Annotated in this window: 17 protein-coding genes; 3 read left to right on the forward strand and 14 right to left on the reverse strand. The window is 63.0% G+C overall.

Annotated elements, in window-relative coordinates; translation table 11 throughout:
- The 3 genes from EN949_RS11820 to dhaL all read left to right on the forward strand — a co-directional run.
- Positions 1-304, forward strand: a 304-nt coding sequence (locus EN949_RS11820; RefSeq protein ID WP_281039768.1) for a nucleotide-binding domain containing protein, incomplete at its 5' end; no start/stop codon positions are given.
- A 129-nt stretch (positions 305-433) separates the two neighbouring features.
- The gene (locus tag EN949_RS11825; protein WP_127365672.1) at positions 434-1441 is read left to right on the forward strand and encodes a dihydroxyacetone kinase subunit DhaK; all 1008 of its coding nucleotides are present in this window, start codon (positions 434-436) and stop codon (positions 1439-1441) included.
- A gap of 26 nt (positions 1442-1467) precedes the next feature.
- Positions 1468-2109, forward strand: coding sequence for a dihydroxyacetone kinase subunit DhaL (dhaL, locus tag EN949_RS11830; RefSeq protein ID WP_013533066.1), 642 nt, complete (start codon positions 1468-1470; stop codon positions 2107-2109).
- Between the two features lie 23 nt (positions 2110-2132).
- On the opposite strand, the gene EN949_RS11835 is transcribed toward dhaL, so the two are convergent.
- The 14 genes from EN949_RS11835 to EN949_RS11900 form a co-directional block, all read right to left on the reverse strand.
- Complete coding sequence (locus tag EN949_RS11835) at positions 2133-2570, reverse strand: RpiB/LacA/LacB family sugar-phosphate isomerase (RefSeq protein ID WP_013533067.1); 438 nt, start codon at positions 2568-2570, stop codon at positions 2133-2135.
- Positions 2571-2665: 95 nt separating this feature from the next.
- The gene (locus EN949_RS11840) at positions 2666-3433 is read right to left on the reverse strand and encodes a triose-phosphate isomerase (protein ID WP_127371693.1); all 768 of its coding nucleotides are present in this window, start codon (positions 3431-3433) and stop codon (positions 2666-2668) included.
- Between the two features lie 57 nt (positions 3434-3490).
- The gene (locus EN949_RS11845; RefSeq protein ID WP_013533069.1) at positions 3491-4429 is read right to left on the reverse strand and encodes a TIM barrel protein; all 939 of its coding nucleotides are present in this window, start codon (positions 4427-4429) and stop codon (positions 3491-3493) included.
- Positions 4429-5946 (reverse strand): glycerol-3-phosphate dehydrogenase, encoded by a 1518-nt coding sequence (locus tag EN949_RS11850; RefSeq protein WP_127365673.1) that lies wholly within the window; start codon positions 5944-5946, stop codon positions 4429-4431. The genes EN949_RS11845 and EN949_RS11850 overlap by 1 nt, the downstream gene beginning before the upstream one ends.
- Entirely contained in the window at positions 5943-7502 is a 1560-nt protein-coding gene (locus EN949_RS11855) for an FGGY-family carbohydrate kinase (RefSeq protein WP_127365674.1), read from the reverse strand. Before EN949_RS11855 ends, EN949_RS11850 begins: the two co-directional genes overlap by 4 nt.
- Positions 7503-7598: 96 nt before the next feature.
- Entirely contained in the window at positions 7599-8546 is a 948-nt protein-coding gene (locus EN949_RS11860) for a D-ribose ABC transporter substrate-binding protein (protein WP_023756738.1), read from the reverse strand.
- A gap of 32 nt (positions 8547-8578) precedes the next feature.
- Positions 8579-9709, reverse strand: coding sequence for an ABC transporter permease (locus tag EN949_RS11865; protein ID WP_013533073.1), 1131 nt, complete (start codon positions 9707-9709; stop codon positions 8579-8581).
- Positions 9710-9735: 26 nt separating this feature from the next.
- Positions 9736-11277: a sugar ABC transporter ATP-binding protein gene (locus tag EN949_RS11870; protein WP_127371185.1), complete on the reverse strand. Its 1542-nt coding sequence runs from the start codon at positions 11275-11277 to the stop codon at positions 9736-9738.
- Positions 11274-11930, reverse strand: coding sequence for a DUF2291 domain-containing protein (locus tag EN949_RS11875; RefSeq protein ID WP_024502445.1), 657 nt, complete (start codon positions 11928-11930; stop codon positions 11274-11276). Before EN949_RS11875 ends, EN949_RS11870 begins: the two co-directional genes overlap by 4 nt.
- A 33-nt stretch (positions 11931-11963) precedes the next feature.
- On the reverse strand, positions 11964-12974 hold the full coding sequence (locus tag EN949_RS11880; RefSeq protein WP_127365430.1) for a sugar-binding transcriptional regulator: 1011 nt from the start codon (positions 12972-12974) through the stop codon (positions 11964-11966).
- Positions 12975-13397: 423 nt separating this feature from the next.
- Positions 13398-15056, reverse strand: a complete 1659-nt coding sequence (locus EN949_RS11885; RefSeq protein ID WP_164747145.1) for a glycerol-3-phosphate dehydrogenase/oxidase — start codon at positions 15054-15056, stop codon at positions 13398-13400.
- A gap of 50 nt (positions 15057-15106) precedes the next feature.
- Entirely contained in the window at positions 15107-15883 is a 777-nt protein-coding gene (locus EN949_RS11890) for a DeoR/GlpR family DNA-binding transcription regulator (protein WP_063167511.1), read from the reverse strand.
- Complete coding sequence (locus EN949_RS11895; protein WP_127365428.1) at positions 15880-17415, reverse strand: FGGY-family carbohydrate kinase; 1536 nt, start codon at positions 17413-17415, stop codon at positions 15880-15882. Before EN949_RS11895 ends, EN949_RS11890 begins: the two co-directional genes overlap by 4 nt.
- Before the next feature lie 361 nt (positions 17416-17776).
- A complete protein-coding gene (locus EN949_RS11900; protein WP_127365427.1) occupies positions 17777-18325 on the reverse strand; it encodes a flavin reductase family protein in 549 nt (182 codons plus the stop codon).
- Positions 18326-18337: the final 12 nt, after the last annotated feature.

Genomic DNA, 18337 nt, shown 5'->3' on the forward strand with positions numbered 1-18337 from the left:
CGGGGAGGAAGGCGCCCGCCACAGGCTTGGCCGCGGCCTCGGAGAAATCCTTCGCAGCCTGACGATCGAACAGAGCCTGCGGCGCGTGGTCATTGCCGGCGGCGACACGTCGAGCCACGCACTCGGCGAGATTGGCGTCGATGCCCTGACAATTCGCATGCCGCTGCCCGCTTCGCCGGGCTCGCCGCTTTGCGTTGCCCATTCGCGCGTCAAGGCGATCGACGGACTGGAGGTCGCGCTCAAGGGCGGCCAGGTCGGGACCGATCGCTATTTCTCAGCCATCCGCGACGGCCTCGGCGGTTGAAACAGCCAGCGCCTGCGTCCAGGTGTTGGCCGTGAGAACATCTCAGCGCCCGAAATACGCCTTGCCGGGTGGAAATCCCGGTAACACCCGGTATTATCTGCGAAAATACCGAAATCGGGAGGATGCCGGGTGCAGACCAAGAAGATCATCAACGATGGCAACCGCGCAGTCGACGAGATGCTGGAAGGCATCCTGGCAGCGCATCCCCGTCATCTCAAAAGCGTGAACGGCAGCCCACGTTCGATCATCGCCTGCGACGGGCCGCGCCAGGGCAAGGTGGGCCTCGTCATCGGCGGCGGCTCGGGCCACGAGCCGAGCTTTCTCGGCTTTGTCGGCAAGGGCTTGGCTGACGCTGCGGCCATCGGCAATGTCTTTGCCTCGCCACCGCCGGACCCGATCCTCGAATGTGCCAAGGCAGTCAGCGGCGGCGCCGGCGTGCTGTTCATGTACGGCAATTATGCCGGCGACGTGATGAATTTCGACATGGCGGCCGAGATGGCGGCGATGGACGACATCGAGGTGCGCACGGTGCTGAGCACCGACGACGTTGCCTCGGCACCGCGCGACCAGCGGCACAAGAGGCGCGGTGTCGCCGGCAATTTCTTCATCTTCAAGGCGGCCGGCGCCGCCTGCGACCGGATGTTGTCGTTCGACGAATGCGAGCGCATCGCCGGCAAGGCCAACGACCACACCTTCACCATGGGCGTGGCGCTGTCGCCCTGTTCGCTGCCGCAGACCCGCCGGCCAAATTTCGAGATCGGGCCGGACGAGATGGAGATCGGCATGGGCATCCACGGCGAGCCCGGCATCGCACGCGAAAAGTTGAAAACAGCCGATGAGATCACCGACGAGATGCTGGACAGGATCCTCGACGAGATGGCGCCGGCGCGCGGCGACAAGGTCGCGGTGCTCGTCAATTCGCTGGGCTCAACGCCGCTGATGGAACTCTACATCATGAACCGGCGCGTGAAGCAGAGGCTTGATGAGATCGGTGTGTCCATCCACGCAAGCTGGGTCGGCAATTACTGCACCTCGCTCGAAATGGCCGGGGCCTCGATCACGCTGCATCGGCTGGACGGCGAGTTGCAGACGATGCTGGACCACCCCTGCGACTGCGCCATGTTTCGCGCCGGCTAAACCCACTCTGTGGCAAGGACTAAGACATGACGACAATCGATACTGCCCGCCTTGTCACGATGTTCGCGGCGATCGCAAACTCCATGTCAGCAGACAGGGACAGGCTGTGCGCGCTTGACGGGGTTATCGGTGACGCCGACCACGGCATCGCGATGGAGCTTGGATTTTCCGCTGCGCGCGATGCGGTGGCCGGACTGGACACCGCGGCGACCGATCCGACCACCTTGCTGAACACGGCGGCAAAGTCGTTCCTGAATGCGGTCGGCGCCTCCTCCGGTCCGCTCTATGCGACCGCGCTCATGCGCGCCGCGGCAGCCGTCAAGGGCAAGACGGCGCTCGACGACGCGGATGTGGTCGCCCTGTTCCAGGCCATGGCCAAGGGCATTCAGGATCGCGGCAAGGCAGAGCTTGGCGAAAAGACGATGATCGATGCATGGGCGCCGGCGGGGCAAGCGGCGGGCGAAGCGCTGGCCTCAGGCAAGGATCTGGCCGCCAGTCTCAAGGCCGCCGCCCAGGCTGCAAAGGCAGGCGCGGAAGCGACCAAGTCGATGGTCGCCACCAAGGGCCGGGCATCGCGCCTCGGCGAACGCTCGCTTGGCCACATGGACCCGGGCGCCGCCTCCGCCGTGACCGTGATCGAGGCGATGCGGGTCGCCCTAACCGACTGATCAGCAGCGGACTGCCGCGTCTTTCAGCGCTTGGCGTCGAGCTTGTCGATGGCCTGCACGTTTGTGGCGGAGGGGCCATTCGGATCAAACTCGGAGGCAAGCCATGCGTCGGCGATCGATTTCGCCAGTTCGGGACCGATGACGCGGGCGCCCATGGTGATGATCTGGGCGTTGTTGGACTTGGCGGCGCGCTCCGCGGAATAGGTATCGTGGGTCAACGCGGCGCGAATGCCCGGCACCTTGTTGGCAGAGATGCTGACGCCGATGCCGGTGCCACAAAACAGGATGGCCCGGTCGTAGTTGCCGTCGAGAATTTCGTGGCCGACCGAGGCGGCGATATCGGCGTAGAAGCCGGCCTGGCTCAGGTCGACGACCTGCAACTCCGGCTTGGTGGCGAGATGCTTGGCGATGACATCGAGCAGCGGCTTGCCGGCGCTGTCGGCTCCGAGTGCGATCTTCATGATGATGAACTCCTTTGCTTTTGTTTCTATCTCTTTGATTTGACGCAATTCCGGACGGAAAACCGCTTCACACTTTCCTGGAATTGCTCGCGCGGTCAGCGCGCGATGGCGGCCGACGCCTTTTTCAGAATGTCGATATAGCCTTCCGCTTGCCACGCCGAGCGGCCGATGAACAGGCCATCAATATGCGGCTGGCCGATAAGTTCGGCCGCGTTGCCGGGATTTACGCTGCCGCCGTAAAGCACAGGCGGGGCAGCCGGCAGCCGGTCAGCGGCGACCTGCTTGATCAGCGCCTGCTGCTTGTCGGCATAGTCGGCGCTGGCGGGAATGCCCTTCTCCCCCATCGCCCAGACGGGCTCGTAGGCAAAGAGGATTTCCGCCTTCGGTTGATCGCCGCTGAGCTCCTGCAGCGCGCCGAGAACCTGTGCCGTCAACACCGCCTCGGCGCGGCCTGATTCACGCTCGTCCAGCGTCTCGCCGACGCAGATCAGTGGCACGAAACCGTGCCTGACAGCAGCCGCCGTTTTCAGTCCGACAGTCGCATCCGTCTCGCCGAAATGCTCGCGGCGCTCGCTATGGCCGAGTTCGATTACATCCAGCCCGCAGTCTTTCAACATCACTGGCGAAATCTCTCCCGTCCAGGCACCGGCATCGGCCCAATGCATGTTCTGGGCACCTACCTTCACGCGGGTGTTGGCCAGTGCCGCCTTGACCTGGCGCGCGGCGGTGAACGGCGGAATGACGAAAGGCTGTATCGCCTGATCGAAACCAGGCACGAAGGCGGCCAACGCATCGGCGAACAGCAACGCCTCGGCAAGCGTCTTGTTCATCTTCCAGCTCGTGCCGACCCAATATGGGGCCATTGTTTTTCTCCTTCGATACTTTTGCGGCCGAAGCCGGCTTCCGGGCGACGTATTCGCTCAAGTCCGAGGCTTGAGACTGTCGCGGCCACTGTCGACGTAAGGCGCCCAGAAATCCACCGACTCGCGGATCATCTCGATAACCTGATGGTCGACTGGTTCCCTCTCCCTGAAGGAAAGTTCAAGGCAAATTTCATTGTCGGTTCCACCACCCTGCCGAACCGCGTCCAGCAACTTCTGCGGCACTATGCGGCCATCCTTGTTGTAGGCGGCCGTGAACGGCCAATGGCCGCCCTTGTTCATGGAAGACTGCTTGATATGGATGATCGGAGATTGCAATGGAAACGCTTTCGCCCAGGCGTAGGGATCGGTGTCGGCAGGGTTGGGTGAGGTCACGTCGCCATGGTCGATATCGACCATCATCTTCATCGGTATGGGCAGCTTCGCTGCGTCGATGGCGCCTTGCAGCGTGACGCAGCTTTCGATCGTGTGGCCGAACTCGCGGCCGACCGACATCGGCTCCCAGAACAGGTATGTCAGCCCCGCCGCCCTGGCGTGTTCGGCAACCTCGCGCCAGCATTCGAGCGCGATATCGAGAAGTGCTGCCCGCCGTTGCGGATCGTCAAAGTCCTTGTAGGTGAAGATGGCGAACTGCGTGCCCATGCCTGGCGCGCCGAGTTCGGCGGAAATGTCGGCGAAGGTCTTGAACCAGTCGACATAGTAGCGCCGGACGTCGGCGTCCGGGTGGCCGAAATGGTTGAGCCGGCCATAAGGTCCGGTCATGCCGGAGGTGATCCTGACACCGGTCCGCGAAAGCGCGCTGTTGAACAGGCGCAGGAATTTGGCAATCGTGGCCGCCGGCCAGCCCGGATTGACGAATTCATGCGTCAACTGCACGTCGCGAATGCCGATGCCATAAGCAATCGCGTCGATCAAATCGTCTGGATCGGCGAAGCGATTGACCAGAGGATTGGTGTTGAGGGAAAGCGTGAAGGCCATCAGTCCGCCGTCGCCATGATGTTACCGAACCAATCTTCGAATGCTTTCCGCTCGGCCGCACTGATATGCAGGCCATGCTTTGTGCGGCGTTCCAGTATATCGGCTGATGTGCCAGCCCATTCGGTCTCGACCAGGAACTTTGCCTCCCGTTCATACAGATCGGGACCGAAGCGTCGGCCGAGATCAGCCTCGCTTTGCGCGCCGGCGAGCAATTGCCTGGCGCGGGTGCCGTAGCTTCGAGCGTAGTGCTTCACCAACGACGGGCTGAGCCATGGAAATTCGACATGCAGATCGCTCAGAAACTGCTCGAAGTCCGCATTGGGCAGGTCGCCTCCCGGCAAGGGAATTTTGGCCGTCCAGGCTTTCTTCATCGTCGGAAAGAATGGCTGGATCTTTTCCAGCGCGTGTTCCGACAGCTTGCGGAAGGTGGTGATCTTGCCGCCGAACACCGAAAGCAGCGGTGCGTTGCCGTTGGAGGCGTCGAGTTCGAAAATATAGTCGCGCGTCACCGCGCTTGGATTGTCGGCATTGTCGTCATAGAGCGGACGCACACCGGAGAAGCTGTAGACCACGTCCTGTGGCGTCAGCTGCCGCTTGAAATAGCGATTGACCACCTTGATCAGGTAGTCGACTTCGCTGGCCTCGGCGACCACTTCCTCGGGCCTGCCTTCGTAGGGAATGTCGGTCGTGCCGATCAGCGCCAGATCGTTCTCGTACGGGTTGACGAAGATCACCCGCTTGTCGTTGTTCTGGATGAGATAGGCCTGCCGCCCCTCCCAGAATTTGGGCACGACGATATGGCTGCCTTTTACAAGCCGGACATTGCGCGTCGAATTCTGCCCGGCGACGCGGCTGACAATGTCGTTGACCCAGGGACCTGCTGCGTTGATCAGAGCGCGCGCGCGGACTTTCGTGACGGCGCCCGTGCGACCATCCTGCATGTCGATCGACCACAGTCCGCCTTCACGGCGCGCCGCGACACAGGCGGTGCGCGTGAGCACTCTGGCGCCTCGCTGCCTTGCATCGAGCGCATTGAGCAGCACCAGGCGCGCATCGTCGACCCAGCAGTCGGAATATTCGAAACCGCGCTTGAATTCGTCCTTGATCGGCGCGCCTTCAGGCGAGGTCCTCAGGTTCAGCGTTCTTGTCCCAGGCAGCCGTTTGCGGCCGCCAAGGTGGTCGTAGAGAAACAGCCCGAGCCGGACCAGCCATGCCGGCCTATCCTGCGGGCTGTGCGGTAGAACGAAGCGCATCGGCCAGATGATATGCGGCGCCGCCTCGAGCAGCACCTCGCGTTCGATCAGCGCTTCGCGAACCAGCCTGAATTCATAATATTCGAGGTAGCGCAGGCCGCCATGCACCAGCTTGCCGGAGCGCGAACTGGTGCCTTGCGCGAGATCGTCTTTTTCGCACAGGATGACGGACAGGCCACGACCTGCAGCATCACGCGCTATGCCGGCTCCATTGACGCCGCCGCCGATCACGAAGAGATCGACGACATCTGTTGTATTGCTCAAGATCTTGCTCCTGTGCGGTGCGCCATGCCCTTCCACACCGGCCGAAGCGCCTGGCGCGCCGCAACGAAGGAAGGGAAGAGCGCATCGTATGTTTGCGAAAGCGCCTCGTCATAGGCATCGCAGTCGCCGAGAAGCGGCGTCACCCATTCGGCGGCGCAGTCTTCCATGGAGCCGTAGACGCCGAGCCCGACCGCGGCCATCATCGCGGCACCCGCCGCGCCGGCTTCCTGGCGGCTGCTGGTGCGCACCTGCGCCCTTGTCGCCGCCGCGATGATGCGACGTAGAGACGGACTGCGCGCTGCGCCGCCCGACAGGCGGATCTCACTCGGCACGGCGCCCATCGCCTGGTAGCAATCGCGAGCGGCGAAGGCCAACCCCTCGAGCACGCCGCGTGCCAGATCGCCAAAGCCATGCTTGACCGAAAGGCCGATGAAGCCGGCGCGTGCGTCAGGGTCGACGAACGGCCCTCTTTCGCCGGCTAGCGATATGTAAGGCTGGTAGATCAGCGATCCCGGCTCCGATGCTTCCATCCAAGCGTCGAGCGCCTTCAGCAACTCGTCATGAGAAGGTTTGCCGCCAGCCGTGGCGAGCACGTCGCGCGCAAGGCCAAGCACCCAGTCTATGTTGAGCGTCGCCGCCATGTTGGATTGCAATTGTGCAAAGGCGCCCGGAATAGGCATGGCGATCGTGTAGCCGGAGCCATCTGCGTTCAGCACGACATCGTCGGGAGTGGCTGCGAAGCGCGTGTGTATGCCGGTCGAGCCGATGACCGTGCAGCCGACATTGCCCGAGGGATCATAGAGGCCGGCTCCGAGCGCCGTCATGACCATGTCGACGTAGCCCAGCACCACCGGCGTGCCTTCGAGCAGGCCGGTCTCCGCCGCCGCCGATCGCGATAGCGGATGATGGTCGGTGGTGCCTTCGAGCATGGGAGGCAACAGGCGGCGATGCGTCGTCAGATCCAGGATGTCGAGGGCTTCGTCGGAATAGGTGCGCGACCGAAAATCGCCGAAGGTGAAGGTTCCCTCGGAGGGATCGGTGGCGCGTTCGCCCGTCATCTTGAAGTAGAGCCAATCCTTGCAATGCAGTGCGGTGGCCGCCCGCTCCAGCATGTCGGGATGGTTCTTTTTCATGAAGGCAAGCTGGGCGCCTTGCTGGCAGGAATTCAGCCCCGTGCCGGTCAGTTCGAACCGCCTGCGATCCCGGGGATCGGCGCGCATCTCGTCCACCAAATGTCCGGCGCGGGCATCGAGCCACAGCCAGGCGCGCGAGACAGGCATGCCGTCGCTATCGATCAGCCAGGTTCCGTCGCCTTGCCCGGTGATGGCCACCGCCGCGATTCGTTGCGCGAGGTCGGGAATCTTGGCCGCGAGATCGCGAACGGTCCGCGCCATGTCGCGCCAGGTCTGGTCGAGGTCCTGCTCGGCGCCGCCGCCTTCCAGCGTGACGAAGCTATTGGGCACCGACGTCATGGCGAGCTGCCGCCCGGACAGATCGAAAGCGATCGATTTGATCACCGACGTTCCCGCGTCGATGCCGATCAGCAGGTCTTTCATGCCGCAAATTCCGATTGGTTGCGAAGGCAGTTCACGAGGGCAGTCATTTCGTAGAAGAGGCAGGGGGTGTCCGCAAGGACACCCCCTGTGCAGGTATTACTCAGACAGCACGAAGGGTGCGGTGTACTTGTCGACATTGTCCTTGGTGATGAGAAGGCAATCGAACAGCTGCTTCTCGGTCGCCGCACCGGTGGCACCCGTCTTGATAAACGAGTCCGCCTGCTGCACGGCCTTGGCCGAGAAGATGGCGACCGGCTGAAGCACGGTGTACTGCAGTTCACCGGACTTGATCGCCGCAACCGCGTCCGGGGAGCCGTCGAAGCCACCGACCTTGATGCCGGCGAGCTTGCCAGCTTCCTTCAGCGCCGCAACCGCGCCGAGAGCCATTTCGTCATTGCCGCTGATCACGGCGATGATGTCGGGATTGGCTTGCAGCATGCTCTGCATCTTGTCGTGGCCCTGGGTACGATCCCAGTTGGCGACCTGCGAAGCAGCCTTTTCGAGATCCGGGTACTGGCTCAGCACAGTCGCGTAACCGTTCGAGCGCGTGGCGGCATTGTTGTCCGACGGGGCGCCGAGCAGTTCGACATATTTGCCCTTTTCACCGACGGCCTGCACCCACTGCTGGGCACCGAGAGCAGCGCCCTGCGCGTTGTTGGAAACGAGCTGCCCCTTGGCGAGGCCTTCCTGGTTGATCTCGGCATTGACAAGGAACACCGGGATGTTGGCTGCAATCGCCTTCTTCACCGCACCGACAGAGCCGTCGGCGTTGGCCGGATCGAGAATGATCGCCACCGACTTGTTGGTGATGGCGGTGTCGATCAAATTGCTTTCCGTATTGGTATCGCCCTTGTGGGCGCCGACATTGGCCGTATAGCCAAGCTTCTCGGCCTCGGCCTTGGCGACGTTGCCCTCGGTCAGCCAGTAGGGATTGGCCGGATCGTTGACGATGATCGAGATCAGGCCCGCGGCTGACGCGGCGGCCGTGAACCCAACGACCATCGCGGCCGCGAGCAGACTTTTCAGCATGGTTTTCATGTACATTCCTCCAATGATTACGCGGTGTTGCTGCCAGTTCACCTGGCAGTCTTCCCTTGGGCAGGATTGGCCGGTTCGGCCTTCCCCCGTTTCTGAGAAGTCGGTTGGCCACCTGTCGCGCTTGGGAGCTTGCTGCGGCGGCGATACTGAACGGCATTGAGGAGCACGGCGAGCACGATGACCGCGCCGGTGAACACTGTCTGCCAGTAGGATGAGATGCCGATGATCACCAGACCGTCGGACAGGAAGCCGATGACGAAGGCCCCGAGCAGGGTTCCGCGGATGTTGCCGCGGCCGCCGGTCAGTGCCGCGCCGCCGATGACGACGGCCGCAATGGCCGTCAGTTCGTAGGTGGTGCCGGCGGTCGGTCCCGCCGATGTAAGCTGCGAGGACAGGATCAGGCCGGCAATGGCGGCGCAGATGCCCGACAGCACATAGACGGAAATCTGCACTGTCTTGACCGGAACGCCGGAGAGTTCGGCCGCGCGTTCATTGCCGCCCGAGGCGTAGAGCCAGCGCCCGAAAGCGGTGCGGTTCAGGACGATGCTGCCAATGAGCGCGATGACCACGAGAACCACGACGCCCGTCGGCACGCCGAACAAGCGGTTGAAGCCAAGCGCATCGAAGCCGGTGTTTCCGAGCTCCGGCTTGCCGCCGAGATTGTTGTAGGTCAGGCCGCTGGTCATCAGCAGCGCCAGGCCGCGCGCCATGTACATGACGCCGAGGGTGGCGACGAAAGCTGGAACCTTGAAGCGCGCGATGAGCACGCCGTTGATCAGCCCGACGACGGCGCCCAGCATGCAGGCCAGCACCGCGACCACCCACACCGGCGGATAGAGAACGACGCCCAGCCAACTCAGCGTCACCCCTTGCATCAGGAAGCCGGCAACGACGCCGGCCAAGCCCAGCGTCGACCCCACCGACAGATCGATGCCGCCATTGAGGATGACAAGCAGCATGCCGATCGCGAGGATTCCGAAGATGGCGACATGCGAGGCCATGGTCAGGAAATTCGCCACCGAGAGGTAGTAGGGCGACAGGATCGAAAAGACGACGATGATGACGATCAGGGCAAAGAAAGCGCGGCCCTCGAGCAGCAGCTTGGCGAGATCGAAGCCTTCGCTCGCGCTTGGACTGGACTGTTTTCTGGCCTGGCTGACATCGGTCATGGTGTGGGCTCCGAAATTCCTGGTGATCAGGCGACCACGGCTTCGCCCGAGGCGGCCATGATCTGCTCTTTGGTGGCATTGGCGCCGAATTCGGCTGAAATCCTGCCGCGGCGCATGACGACGATGCGGTGGGCAATGCTGAGGCATTCGTTGACCTCAGAGGTCGAGAAGACGACGGCAAGGCCCTGCGCAGCGCGTTCGCTCAGCAAGCGGAAGACTTCGGCCTTGGCGCCGACATCGATGCCGCGGCTCGGCTCGTCGAGAAGGATAACCTTGGGATTGGTCGTCAGCATCTTGCCGATGACGACCTTCTGCTGATTGCCGCCCGACAGCGATCCGATCATGGCGTTGCCGCCAGCGGTCTTGACGGTCACCTTGCGGATCGAGTCTTCGACCAGCTCTCGCTCTCTGGAACGAGACAGAAACAGGCCCCTGGCGAACGCTTCGATGCTGGCGAGCGAAAGATTACGACCGACGGTCGTCGTTTGCACCAGCCCGTCGCGCTGCCGGTCCTCGGGGACCAGCACAAGCCCTCTGGAGATACGCTGGGCAATGCTCAGCCCCGAGACGTCCTCGCCTTCCAGCAGCGCCCGCCCGCCCGCCATCGGCACTCGTCCGGCGACGGCCTCCAGCAATTCCGTGCGCCCGGCACCCATCAGCCCGTAGATGCAGACGATCTCGCCTGCTCGCACGTCCAGCGACAGGTGATCGACGACGGAATAACCTGAGCCCGAAGTGTCGACGACGCTGACATCCTCGATCGATAGGGCGACTTCGCCGAATTCATGGCCGGTCGGCGGCGAGCCGAGATCGAAATTCTCGCCGACCATGTTGCGCACGATCCATTCGAGATCGATATCCCGGGCTTCGGCCGTCGCGGTAATCGCGCCATCGCGCAGGACAACGGCATAGTCGGTGATCTGCAGCGCCTCTTCGAGGTGATGCGATATGTAGACGATGGAGACGCCGCGGCTGGTCAGATCGCGGATCACCTTGAACAGAACTTCCACCTCGGTTGCGCTGAGCGCGGAGGTCGGCTCGTCCATGATGAGGATGCGCGAATCGACCGACAGTGCCCGGGCGATCTCGACGATCTGCTGTTGGCCGAGGCGCAGATCCTCGACCAGGGTCATCGGATCGATGTCCTCTTCGAGATCAGCCATCAGCGCGCGCGCCTGGCGTTGCTCCTCGGCGAAGTCGAGGCCGGTCCTGGTGCGCAGTTCGCGGCCCATGAAGATGTTGTCGCGAACGCTGAGGTTGGGCGCCAGGCTGAGTTCCTGGTGGATGATCGAGATGCCGCGATCGCGCGCGTCCGAGGACGAAGAAAAGCTGACGAGATTGCCGTCGAGCACGATGTCGCCGGATGTCGGCGTGACCACGCCGGAGAGGATCTTCATCAGCGTCGACTTGCCGGCGCCATTCTCTCCGAACAGCGTGGTGACCTTGCCGCGATGGATGTCGAAATTGACGCCCTTGAGCGCATGGACGCCGCCATACGACATGACGATGTTGCGCGCCGAAAGCACGGCGTCGCCAGTCGCGGGTCCGGTGTCGGCAGCCGGTTTCATTTGACGTCCAGCCTCACGGGGGTGACGAGCCAGCTCTTCGGGTTGACCAGCTTGAATGCGCCGACCACCGATATGGTCTTGCCGGTCAAGGTGCTCGTATCGACCTTGGCCAGGACTTCCTTCTTCATCTCATTGTTCAGCGCCGAACCGGCGTCCTGGTACTCAATCTGGTTGGTGAACTGGCCGAATGTGATCTTGCCCGTGGCGTCACGCAGTTCCGTCCCGTTGATCGCCGGTCCCGTCTGCACGCGGATCATCAACGTATCGGGTACGCCGTCGACGGCGACTTTGTAGATGCCAGATTTTCCTTCGCCGACGACGCCGGTGAACTTGACTGAAATGACCGGTCCGACGCCCGCAGGCACACCGTATTCCTTTTCCGCCGTTGCCCTGTCCTTGGCAATCGCCGTCGCCACCGTCACCGCGTCGGCGGCGCGTGCCTCGACATCGGCCTGCACCTTGGGAAATTCCGACTTGCCGTAGTCAGCGGCGGAAAACACGGCGCTGCGAACGTCGCCTGCCGACCCTATCCTGACCACCTTGGTATCGAGCGCCATGGCGCCGAGCAGGACGACAACCGCGGCGCCGGCAAGTGCCCGACGCAGGGCGGGCGAGGCAGGCCTGGTCGATGCGGTGGCGGCTTTCGCGCTCATGACGCAACCGCCAGCAAGGCTGATCCGCGCTTGTCACGCATTTGGCGATCCTCCGTTCATATGGCGCTTCGCGCCATTGGGTTTGTTCTGTTCGACAAGGGCACGAGCGGTGGATTCGTCGGTGATCAGGCCGCTCAGATAGCGGCTTTCGAGCACCGCTTTGATGGCGCGTATTTTCACTTTGCCGCCGGCGACGGCGACGATCCGGCGGCCCTTCAACTGGTCCCGCGGGAGTGCCAGGATTCTGTCCGACAGCGCCGTTTCCACTGGGCGTCCCTGGTCGTCGAAGAAGTGGGCGAGCAGCTCGCCGACGCCGCCATCGCGTTTGACCTCATCGATTTCGGAATGTTCGATCATGCCGGTGGCGACCAGCGAAGCTTCCCGCTCGGCGGTCCCTATGCCGACGAACATCAGGTCGGACCGGCTTGCGAGGTCGAAGACATCGCTGATGCCGCGCTGCCCAAGCAGCACCTCACGGTCCTCCGCGGTGTTGGCGACAAAAGGCACCGGCATCACATAGGCCTGCGCGCCGGTCCGCTCGGCCAGCCGATGCATGACGTCGTGCGGGTTGGCCGCGAACTTGCGCGTCACACCGCCAAGCAGCGAGACGAAACGGATATGGGCGGCGGCGGTGCGCGTCAGATACTCGACGCTTGCGGCAAGGGTACGGCCGTGGCCGACGCCGATCAGCATGTCCTCGCCGCGATCGATCTCCCGCTTCAGAAACTGAGCGCCGGCGATGCCAAGCGCCTTCAGCGGCAGCTCGTCCTGATCGAGATCCGGAACGACCTCGCAGTAATCGAGCCCGTAAGCATTGATCAGCTGCTGCTCGAGGTCGATGCATTCGCCGACGTCGCCGTCGATGATCACCCTGACCAGGCCATCCTGAGTGGCCCGCGTGATGAGCCGATGCGCCTTGAGGCTGGTCAGGCCGAGCCGCTTGGCCACCTGGGCCTGCGTCAGACCCCCGGCATAGTGAAGCCAGGCCGCGCGGGTGGCGAGGCTGGACTCATGATCGCGGTTAGCGGTTCCGCCGGATTTCAAGCCATCTCCTCCCTGAGATGATATTATTATCTTTGTGTGCAAAAATTTTCACATCCCTGCATTGCTGTCAATCCCCCGCCGGATTTGGCGCATGCACATACGGGGAATTCACAGGTCTCGCCCTTCCCGAAACGCCGGTCTGCCGGCATTCGGCGGGCAACATCGACCTATTAGGAGGTGAGCATGTTACTCGATCATACGGTGATGTTAATTTAACGTCAATCTGTGTTATCTCAGGCTTAAGCCGGCAGAATTGCATGGCCATCGGCTATCCAGATTTTCTTCTAACTAGCTGTTTTTCAGGGATAATATCTAATATCGGCAAAATCCCAATCCGCCTGTGAGTTGGGCGATTTGCGGATGCGGCGCATCCATGGGCAAACCAACCGGATTGCCTTGTGAAGAGCATCGGTGACGGACTGATCAACCCAGCCGCATCAGGTTCCGGTCCTCGAGTTCCACAATTGCGGCCTCGACTTCCCTTGCAAGGCGCCCGGCGCTCCAGCCCAGCGCCTGTCCGGCAATCGCCGCAATCGCCTGCAGGTCGCGGCCTGTCAGGGAGCCTGATATCGCCAAGGTGCTGCGGCGCATGACGATGTCGGCCAGATGTTCGACGAACTCGTTGCGGACGATGTAGTCGATTTCCGATTTGCTGTAGCTTTCTGAATCCGGCAGCCGACCCTCATCGCCCGACCCATGCGTGGCGATCTGCGTGGCTCTGGTGCCGTATCGCGACAGCAGCGCATCGAGACGCCGTTCCTCAGCGCCCGTCTTCGAGCGAGCCAGAGCCAGCCAACTTGCTCGCGCTGCGGCATTGGTCGGGAAATCCCTGCCGCCGCCGATCGGCATGGCTTGCGTCGTCACCTTGCGGCTGTGCTGCAGGCGGCCGAGCACGGTGTCGGCGACTTCCTCGGCAAAGCCGCGAAAGGTCGTCCACTTGCCGCCGACCAGCGAGATGACCGCGAAAGGTCTGTTCCGATCCGGCTCGGCGACCGGCGCGGAGTGGTCACGGCTGATCAGCCCGGGCAGCGATGCATCGGAGGCCGGCAGCGGCCTGATGCCGCTATAGGCGTAGACGATCTGGTCGCGCTCGAACGCCATTCCCGGCAGCAGAGTCCGCACGCTGTCGAGCAGGTACTCGACTTCGTCGGGCTCGCAGCGCACCGCGTCGGGATTGTCGGCCTTGATGTCGGTGGAGCCGACCAGCGCCAGGCCGAGATAATCGTAGATGAGGCAGATGCGGCCGTCATCGGCTTCGAAATAGAGCATGCGCCCGGCCAGGCTTTTGACCAGTTCGTCATGCTTGAGCAGGACGTGCGAGCCCTTGGTGCCGCCGATCATCTTCGACGGCGCGCCAAGCAATTCGTTGACATCGTCGATCCACGGACCGGCGGCGTTGACCACCAGCTTCGGCCGCACCGAAAAGGCCGCGCCGTTTTCCGGCTGGAAGGTCAGTACCCCATCGGCGGACTTGACCAGCGCCGTATAGTTCGCGCTGGCCGAGGCCGCGTTTGCCTGCCGCCCATCGAGGATCAGTTCAAGCACGAGCCTTTCGGGGTGGCTTATCTTGGCGTCGTAGTAGGTGCCGGTGGCGACGATCGAAGGATTGAGCGCCGGCATCCCGCTGAGCGCCTGGCGCCGCCCGACCATGCGGTGGCGCGGCATGACCTGGTTTCGCGAGCCGTAGAAATCATAGATCATCAGGCCGATCTTGATCAGGATGGCGCCGCGGCTGCGCGGTGCGCTGGTCGAGCCGAACAGCGTCCGCAAGGCCGCCAACATGCCCTTGCTCCAGGAAAAGATCGGGATGACGGTCGGCAGCGGGCTGACATAGTGCGGCGCGTTCTTCAAAAGCAGATTGCGTTCAAGTGTCGACTGTGCGACCAGCCCGAACTCGCCGGTTTCGAGATATTTCAGGCCACCGTGAATGAGCCGCGACGGCGCGGCACTGGTGCCCGAGCCGAAATCCGCCTTGTCGACGATCAGACAGCTGACGCCTTGCGCGCACAGGTCGCGAAACAGCCCTGCCCCGTTAATGCCGGCGCCAAGAATGACGACGTCGACCTCGCCGGTTCCGGCCATGGCGGCCAAACGCCCGGCGGGATTTTCCGTAAATGTTGCTTCGCTTGAGTTCATGACGCTCTCGTCTTGACGATGCGCAGCTTCACGCCGGCCCGTTCGAGAGCTTGCGCCCGCGCATCGCCCAGGCCTTCGGTCGCCAGCACGACATCGAAGCTGGTCAGATCGTCGAAGACATGCAGCGCGATCCTGTCGAACTTGGCATGGTCGATCAGAAGGATACGCTTGGCCGATGCGGCCATCATCGCCTGCTTGACCCGCACGACATTGGGATCCTGGATGAAGGCCGTGGTTCCGGTGATGGCCGAAGCCGAACAGATCAGCACATTGGCGCGCAGCTGCGCCACGGCGTTCTCGCAGACGATACCGATATAGGCGTTGTAGGTGCCGTGGTACTGGCCGCCGAGACAGATGAAGTCGAGTTCGTCGACATTGATCAGCAGTGATGCCGTCGCTACGGAGTTGGTGATGACGGTCAGCGGCTTGACGTCGAGCAGCAGTGCCGCGACGGCGTTTGCCGTCGAGGAATCGTCCAGCATCACCACCTGGCCGGCTTCGACATAATCGAGTGCTGCCCGCGCCAGCGCATCCTTCTCGGCCCGGTTGACCGTCACACGGTAGCGGAAGGCGCTTTCGTAGAGGCCGGAAGGCTGAACCGTCACCGCACCGTGCAGCTTGCGCAGCACGCCCTGCTGCGCCAGCCGGTCGATATGCCGGTGGACGGTCATGCGCGACACGCCGAAATGCTCGACCAGATCGTCGATGCGCACCTGGCCGAGCTTGATCACATAGTCGGCGATCTCTTCGCGTCGTTCGTCGGCCTTGATCATGCGGTTCCCCCAGTGTCTGGCCGGCCCAGCTTCTCGATGTCGGGCCAATGCGGTTCGAGCGCACCGGCTATGCGGCCATAGAGGGAAAAGCGCTCGTTGAACACAGCACTCGAGGCTTGGTCAGGCTCGTATTGGCGCGCCGTCATCCCGACCTGCCTGGCGCCCTGTTGCGGCGTCGCGAAGATGCCAACCGCCGCCCCCGCGCAAAGGGCAGCGCCAAAGGCCGCGGCCTCGTCGGTCGAGGTGACGATGACCGGGGCGTTCAGCACGTCGGCAAACATCTGAACGAAGGCCGGATTGCGCGAACCGCCGCCGGTCAGGCGGATCTCGCTGATGGCAAAGCCGTCGCGCAAGGCTTCGACATGGGTGCGGTGATTGAAGGCAATGCCCTCCAGAACCGCCTTCAGCATATCGCCGCGATTGTGCCAGCCGTGCAGGCCGACAAAGCCGCCGCTGGCAACATCGCCAAAAGGGGAGCCGAACAGATAGGGATGAAACAGGATGGTCGACGGCTTCTTCAGCGCCGTGTCGATCTCTGCTGCCAGAAGCTCGTGGATCGAGCCACCATCGACCGATGCCTTTTCCTGCTCCGAGCGGCAGAACGTGTCGAGAAACCAGTCGTAGTTCGCGGTCGACGCCGGCGAGATCGCCATGTTGTTCCAGCGGCCTGCGTCGATGGCGTTGCGACAGAGCCAACGCGGGTCGACGCGTGGTTGCGAAGAGACGACTTCGTTGATGGAATAGGTTCCGGCGACGACGGCGAGCACGCCCTCCTCATGGCCGCCCATGCCAAGTGCGGAGGCAGTCACGTCATGCAGTCCGCACGCGACCGGTGTTCCCTTGGCAAGGCCGGTCATTTCTGCTGCCTCGGCGGTGACATGGCCGACGATCGCGGCGGAGTGCGCCATCGGCGGCAGCGCGTCGAAAACATCGTCCAATCCGAAGATTCGCAACGCTTCCGGCGCGAAGGCTTGCGTGCGGAAATCCGTGAATGAGGTGCTGGCCTCGGTACGGTCGGTGCCGATCGTGCCGGTCAGGCAAAAGCGCAACCAGTCCTTGCAGGCCAGTACATGCCCGATACGCCCATAGCGGGCCGGTTCGTGCTCTCTGATCCAGGCGAGCAGCGCCGACGGCGCCGAGACGTGGGGCGCCTGGCCTGTTCGCGCTAGCGCCTCTTCGAAGACCCGGTCCGCCGACCATCGCTCGACAATCTTGCCGGCGCGGCTATCGAGCGACAGGATTCCAGGCCCCAGCGGCCGACGATCCTTGTCGAGCAAATAGAGACCGTCGCCATGCGCGGTTGCCGCCACCGCCCTGATGTCGTCCGCCGGGCGGCCACATAGCGCGATCGCCTCCTTGATTGCGTCGGCGGTCGCTTGCCAGAGGCCGGCCATGTCGCGCTCCACCCAGCGCGCATGGGGCATCGATTGCGGAACCCGCCGACGCGCCACCGACAACTGCGTGCCATCGGCATCGAAGATCACCGCCTTGGTGACCGTGAGACCGTTATCGATTCCGAGCAAACTGGGCATGGGCGCCGCCGTTTTCAGCAACTGGTGAAGGGCGCTGCAAGGCAATCCTGCAGGTTGGGATAAGGATGACGGACATGACGACAATCAACGAGCAACGGTGATACCAAAGCGCCGCATCCGATGCGGCAAACAGACCATAGTAGCCTGTTAAATTAACGTCAACATGTGATATATTTTGTAGAAATGTCTAACGTAAGCTGAGACATGCATCCGATGCGGGACGAAGCTCCGACCAGTGCCCAACTGGCTGGATGGCCCTCAACCCTGCACGGCGGGCCAGGGGGACGGTGCGACTGACGCTCGAAACGCGTTTGACTGGCTTGGCGAATTCCGTGCGCAGCGGCCGGACAGCCGGCACCGTTCAAAGAAAACGCGACGACTCAAGAAGTTCAGCCACGCCGTCCAGTTCCTTGTGCAGGCGATGCCAGCGACGGTCGAGGTAGACCAGCGTATGCGCCTCAGGGGGGATCTCGTCCGGCTGCACCTCGCCGTCAAGGAGTTCGGCCGCCACCAGTGTCGCGCCCTCGATCGGCAGGACGCCGAGCCGGCGGGCGCGGAACCAGGTCGAGACGCCGGTATAGCGCGGTTCGCCCGTGGGCAGCCGAGCCCAGGCGCCTCCCGGCGGGAAGCGTTCCGCGCCGCTCGACGCGCAGAGCTGCGCCAGGTCGATATCGGTGTAGCGCAGCAGGTGGATCACCATGGTCTGCGCCCGCAGCAAGGGTTCGGACGAGGTCGATTTCATCGACAGCGAGAAGGCGACGACCGGTGGCGCAGCACTTACAGAGATCAGCGAGGACACGGTCATCGCCACCGGTCTGTCGCCGGGATCGGCCGTGATCACGGCAACACCGGCCGGATGGTGGCGAAAGGCTTCGCGGAAGGCGTTGGTCATCGGATGCGGGAAGCTCATCGACGTCTCTCT

This window comes from Mesorhizobium sp. M7A.F.Ca.US.007.01.2.1 (genome assembly GCF_003998165.1).
In the GTDB taxonomy this organism is placed as follows: Bacteria; Pseudomonadota; Alphaproteobacteria; order Rhizobiales; family Rhizobiaceae; genus Mesorhizobium; species Mesorhizobium ciceri.